We start from the raw sequence: 4,180 nt of genomic DNA on the forward strand, positions 1-4,180 counted from the left end.
GTGGTGAACGTCTGCATCATGCTCTCCTCGGGTGCTCTTCGTTTCTGATGAAGGAAAAGCTACGTTGCGTTCAAGGATCGCGCAACAAGTTCGTTGCGTGGGAAATGCATCTGTGCAGCTGGCGGCTTGGTTTTCGTTGCAACGGTTATGGATCTAACGCAATGACAGATGTCCGGATCGTTGCATTGGAATGAGAATGAACGCTACACTGGCGCCACCAGGGGGCCAGGGGGCACGGAAGGAGAGCGCGGTGCCGGGAGGCAGACTCACCCAGCAGGAACGTCAGCAGATCGCGCTGGGGCTGGCCGACGGCCTCGCCTACGCGGAGATCGCCCGACGTCTCGACCGTCCCACCTCGACGATCACGCGTGAGGTGATGCGCAACGGCGGCCCCACCGCTTACCGCGCCGACCTGGCCCACCGCGCCACCGAACGCCGCGCCCACCGGCGCCGGCACACCGCGCCCCGCGAGCAGGGGGCGCCGGCGCAGGGCCACGGACGCGACAGCGAGGCCGTGCGCGAGTACGAGGAGACGTTCACGACCCTCTTCATGCAGCAGGGCTTGCCCAAGATGACGTCCCGGGTGCTGACCTGCCTCTTCACCACCGACGCGGGCAGCCTCACCGCGGCCGAACTCGTCCAGCGCCTCCAGGTCAGCCCCGCCTCCGTCTCCAAGGCGGTCGCGGCTCTCGAGGGCCTGGGCCTCGTCCGGCGGGAGCGCGACGAACGACGCCGCGAACGCTACGTCGTCGACGACGACGTCTGGTACCGGTCGACGATCGCCAGCGCCCGCGGCATCGCCCAGGTCGCCGAGACCGCGCGGCAGGGCGTCGGCGTCCTCGGCCGCGGCACCCCGGCCGCCGCCCGTCTGGAGAACATCGCCCGCTTCAGCGACTTCATCAGCGAGAGCATCCTCCGCGCCGCGGAACAGGTCCGCGACGTCCTCCACACGAAGCCCGAAGCGGGTTCGGGCGCCACCGCCGAGCCGCGTCCGGACCGCGGGTAGGCGCCGGTCACGGCGGTCGCGGCCCGGGGGCCCGGGCCGGCCCCCGGCCTGGACCGGCCCCGTCGCGCGTCCGTCGGGCGGCCTCGTCCGTGCGGGGGCCGGTGCGGTCGGCGCGTCCTTCGCCGCGGCTCCGCGGCCGACCGGGCGGCGGCATCCGCCGTGGTGTCCCGGCGGCCTCACCGCCCCGGTTCCTCCCCGGCCCCCGGGGGCGTGTCCCCGGCGCGTGTCCGCGGGCCCGGGCCCTGCGGACTCCGGGAGCGGACGTCCGCCGCGCGGACGCCGCCCCTCATGGACACCGCCCCTCATGGGCACCGTACGGCGCCCCCGGGGGGCAGGAGGGAGCACACTGGGGGCATGTGTCGCAGCATCAGGACCCTCCGCCCGCCCGTCACCCCCGAGGTCGGCGACGACGACATCACGGCCGCCGCCCTGCAGTACGTCCGCAAGGTCTCCGGCTTCCGCAGCCCGGCCGCCCACAACCGGGAGGCCTTCGACCGGGCGGTGGCCGAGGTCGCGGAGGCGACCCGGCGCCTCCTCGGGGACCTGGAGGTGCGCGGCTCCGGCGCCTCCCGGACCGGGGGCGCCGCCGGCTCCTGACGCGGGGCCGGACGGGACCGGACGGAGTCCGGCGGTGTCAGGCCGGCTGCCCGGCCCCGCGGGTGAGCATGAGCAGTGCGTCCACCAGGTCCTCCGCCGCCGAACCGGTCGCCAGCCGCCGCAGCTGAAGCCCCGTCACCAGGGCCACCACCGCGCCCGCCGCCCGCTCCGCGTCCGGCACGCCCAGGGCGGACAGGATGGAGGCCGCCAGCCGGTCGTAGGCGGCGAAGCACTCCGCGGCGGCCTCCCGCAGCTGCGGGTCGCGCCCGGCCTGGATGTACAGCTCGAACGGCGCGATCCGCTCGCTGTCGAAGTCGATGCCGGCCGCCACCCGGCCCACCAGCGCGCCCGCCTCCTCCAGGGTGTCCACGCCGTCGCGCCGGTGGCCGTCGGCCAGGTCGGTGAACCGCTGCGTCTCCTCCCGCACGAACTGCAGCAGGCTCTCGCGCAGCAGGTCGTGCTGGGTGGCGAAGTGGTAGGTGAGCGAGCCCAGCGACACCCCGGCCTCGGCGGCGATCCGGCGGTTGGTGACCCCGGCGACGCCGTGCTCCCCGATGATCCGCAGCACGGCGTGGACGATGCGGTCGCGGGTGCCGCTCGGCTTGGACATGGGCTCATTCTCCCACCGCGGCGGCCTCCTCCCGCCGGGCCGCCGGCACGGAGCCCGCCGTGCCCGCGGACCCGTGCGGCCCGTCCTGTCCGCCCCGCCCGTCCTGTCCGTTCCGCCCGGTGTGCACCGGCGGCCGCCGCTCGTGCCACCGCCGGTCGGCCTCCAGCTGCGCCGCGAGCGACACCAGCCGCGGCTCCCCGCAGTGCGGGCCGAGCAGCTGCGCGCCCACCGGGAGCCCGGCCGGGGTGAAGCCCGCGGGCACGCCGACGGCGGGCCAGCCCACGACGTTCCACGGCCAGGTGTACGGGCAGGCCGCGATCATCGCCCGGTCGGTCCGCGACCCCGACCAGCCCGCCATCGCGCCGATCGGCAGCGGCGGGACGGCCGTGGTGGGGGTGAGCACCACGTCGAAGCGGTCGAAGACCTGCGCGTAGCGGCGGCGCAGCGGCTCCTCGGCCGCCCGGGCCGCCCGCAGCGCCGGTCCCCGCAGCAGCCGCGCGCTGCGCAGGGCGCCGCGGGTCCGGGGGTCCAGCAGTTCCGGGTCGGGCACCCGCTCGCACCAGTCGGCGACCCCGACGATCCCGCGCGGCACGAAGGCCGGGCCCACCGGCCCGTACGGCAGGTCGAAGGGGACGACGTCGTGGCCGAGCCGGGCCAGCGCCCCGGCGAGCCGCACCACCGCGTCCCGCACGTGCGGGTCGAGCGGCGTGCGGAGGAAGGTGAACGGCGGCCGCAGCGAGAGCGCGATCCGCAGCCGGCCCGGGTCGCGGCCGGCGTGCGGCAGCAGCGGCAGCGCGTCGGGCCGGTGCCGGTCGCGCGGGTGGCTGCCCGCGGCGGCGTCCAGCAGCAGGGCCGCGTCCGCCACGGTGCGGGCCAGCGGGCCGAGGCCGGTGAGGCCGTGGAAGGACTCCGGCTCCGGCCAGGCGGAGATGCGGCCGCGCTGCGGCTTGATGCCGACGAGGTTCGTCCAGGCGGCCGGGATGCGGACCGAGCCGGCCCCGTCGGAGCCGAGCGCGGCGGGGACGACGCCGGCTGCGACGGCCGCGGCGGCGCCGCCGGAGGAGCCGCCGGGGGTGTGGCCGGTGCTCCACGGGTTGCGGGTCTCGCCGAACGCGGGCCCCTCGGTGAAGGGCCACTGGCCGAGCTCGGGCGTGTTGGTCTTGCCGACCACCACGGCCCCCGCCTCCCGCAGCCGCCGCACGGCCTCCGCGTCGGCCTCCCGGACGGGGAACTCCCCGGCGCAGCCGAAGGCCGTGGGCTCGCCGGCCACGTCGGTGTCGTCCTTGACGGCGATCGGCACGCCGAGCAGCGGCAGCCGCTCCCCGGCGGCCAGCCGCCGGTCGGCGGCGTCGGCCTCCGCGAGGGCCGCCTCGGTGCGGACGCGGCGGAAGGCGTTGAGGACGGGCTGCGTGGCCTCGATCCTCCGCAGGGCCTCCTCGACCAGCAGGCGCGAGGAGGTGAGGCCGTCCGCGAGGGCGCGGGCCTGGGCGGCCAGGCCGTCGTGGGTGTCACCGGACATCGTGCGGACCCCCGTTCCGGGTACTGTTCGTTCGAACGAACAGTACCCGGAACGGGTCGGGCGCGCACCGGCGCCACGCCCTCCGCCGACGGTGCGTCAGCAGGATGCGCCGGAGTGCCCGCCCGTGCCCGGACGCCCGCCCGTGCCTGTCGGCCCCGCCGCGTCCGCCGGATCCTCCGCCCCGGCGGACGGGAGCCCCGCTGCAGTGGTCTCCTCCGCCGGCGACCAGGACCAGCGGACCAGCGCCCGCTCGGCCGCGGCGAGGTGCACGGCGGCGGCCAGCCACGCGCGCGCGTACCGGTCCGGATCCGGGTCGGCCGGGTCCGGCGGGGGCGGCGGGCAGTCCGCGGCGGGGGGGGGGGGGGGGGGGGGGGGGCCGGGGGCCCCCCCCCCGCCGGGGGGGCCCGCGGCCCCCCCCCCCCCCCCCCCCCCCCCCCCCGCCCGCCGC

The 4,180-nt window shown here is 77.3% G+C and carries 4 protein-coding genes; 2 read left to right on the top strand and 2 right to left on the bottom strand.

Annotated features, from left to right (window positions below; genetic code table 11):
* Positions 1-250: 250 nt before the first annotated feature.
* On the top strand, positions 251-1,006 hold the full coding sequence (locus LO771_RS29870) for a GbsR/MarR family transcriptional regulator (RefSeq protein ID WP_230748268.1): 756 nt from the start codon (positions 251-253) through the stop codon (positions 1,004-1,006).
* A gap of 354 nt (positions 1,007-1,360) precedes the next feature.
* Positions 1,361-1,603: a DUF2277 domain-containing protein gene (locus LO771_RS29875; RefSeq protein ID WP_230748269.1), complete on the top strand. Its 243-nt coding sequence runs from the start codon at positions 1,361-1,363 to the stop codon at positions 1,601-1,603.
* A gap of 37 nt (positions 1,604-1,640) precedes the next feature.
* Here the strand turns inward: LO771_RS29875 and LO771_RS29880 are convergent, their stop codons facing one another.
* Entirely contained in the window at positions 1,641-2,213 is a 573-nt protein-coding gene (locus LO771_RS29880; protein ID WP_230748270.1) for a TetR/AcrR family transcriptional regulator, read from the bottom strand.
* Positions 2,214-2,217: 4 nt separating this feature from the next.
* Complete coding sequence (locus LO771_RS29885) at positions 2,218-3,732, bottom strand: amidase (protein ID WP_230748271.1); 1,515 nt, start codon at positions 3,730-3,732, stop codon at positions 2,218-2,220.
* Between the last annotated feature and the right edge of the window lie 448 nt (positions 3,733-4,180).

It is taken from the genome of Streptacidiphilus sp. ASG 303 (genome assembly GCF_020991365.1).
Classification (GTDB): domain Bacteria; phylum Actinomycetota; class Actinomycetes; order Streptomycetales; family Streptomycetaceae; genus Peterkaempfera.

Excerpts from the sequence above, each read along its gene's own strand:
- LO771_RS29875 (WP_230748269.1), top strand. The coding sequence starts at position 1,361 with ATGTGTCGCAGCATCAGGACCCTCCGCCCGCCCGTCACCCCCGAGGTC.
- LO771_RS29880 (WP_230748270.1), bottom strand. The coding sequence starts at position 2,213 with ATGTCCAAGCCGAGCGGCACCCGCGACCGCATCGTCCACGCCGTGCTG.
- LO771_RS29885 (WP_230748271.1), bottom strand. The coding sequence starts at position 3,732 with ATGTCCGGTGACACCCACGACGGCCTGGCCGCCCAGGCCCGCGCCCTC.